At 49.0% G+C, this 1,144-nt stretch carries 2 protein-coding genes; both read right to left on the bottom strand.

Annotated features, from left to right (window positions below):
* Positions 1 to 304 (bottom strand): hypothetical protein (locus KDK19_RS20785; protein ID WP_257292856.1); only part of this gene is annotated, 304 nt, incomplete at its 3' end.
* Between the two features lie 371 nt (positions 305 to 675).
* Positions 676 to 1,144 (bottom strand): WD40 repeat domain-containing protein (locus KDK19_RS20790; RefSeq protein ID WP_257292857.1); only part of this gene is annotated, 469 nt, incomplete at its 5' end.

Below are 1,144 nucleotides of genomic sequence, written 5' to 3' on the forward strand. Positions count from 1 at the left end.
CATCGGATGAGAGCAGTATAACGGTGTTTTCCGGAATCCGTTTTATCTGTTCACTTAAATCTTTTGCAGGATCGGCGTTAAGAACAATGCACTGTCGTCCGGAAACAAGGCTTTTATATTGGCTTAGTCGTTGCTTAACCCCCGTCGTATGCTCTGGAAGAGCGTCACACGACACTGTTTTAAGAGGAGCCAGAGATGGAGGTTCGGTTGAAGATGGGCTCGTAGCCCCTGCTTCCGGGCTCAGGGTTTGTAACAGGAAGACAGTAACGATTAGTTGAGTCAAGTAATGCCGACAATTCATCATGTGTAAGAATCCCCGGAAACGGGGAAAGACTCCTATGGGGTTATAGATTGAACAATAGAGCCAGAAAGGCCATGACTCCCAAAGCACCCATCACATTTCTGGTACTCGATGATGCCGTGGGGACTGTGCCAGTATAGAGAGCTTTTTTGGCACTGCCAGAAAAGGGCGGAGTTATTGTCTGGCAGTTTTCCGTGCCAAAGAAGAACAGTCCCTCGAGGTTGATTAAACCCCTGCAGGTGATTACATGCCAGAACCAGTTCAAGCTGCCCGCTGATAGAGATAGCTGGTTATCAGATGCTTTCCATCGTCAGTGAGAGCGGCTCAGTTGACTGAATGACGCCAGTAAGGCTCCAAGTACAAACAGAATGGCGTCACTCAGTGACAGCAGGCAATGAATGATTGCTTCGTAGTTCAGTGATTGTCACTGAATACGAATAGGCGTTGGAGACGGTTACCACATATCGACTATCGGCGCTGAAGGTGGCTGAGTTGACGAAGTTATTATGGCGAATGCTGGCTTTTTCTAACCATGCCCCATCGGCTTGCTGACCAATGATTTTCGCTGTTTTGTCAGTGCTGGCAGTCACCACATGACGGCCATCAGGGCTGAAAGTGGCTGATAAGACTCCGTACTCATGGGCAATAATGGCTTCTGGTGCCCATGATCCATCGGCTTTCCGGCCATAGATTTTTACCGTGCCATCATAGCTGGCAGTCACCACATAGCGGCCATCGGGGCTAAAGTTGGCTGAGTCGACATAGTGAGTGTGGTGAATGGTGTCTTCTAGTTCCCATGATCCATCGGTCTGGCGGTAGATTGTCGCCGTATTATCCTTGCAA

The organism is Endozoicomonas sp. ONNA1 (assembly GCF_024606325.1).
Classification (GTDB): Bacteria; Pseudomonadota; Gammaproteobacteria; order Pseudomonadales; family Endozoicomonadaceae; genus Endozoicomonas_A.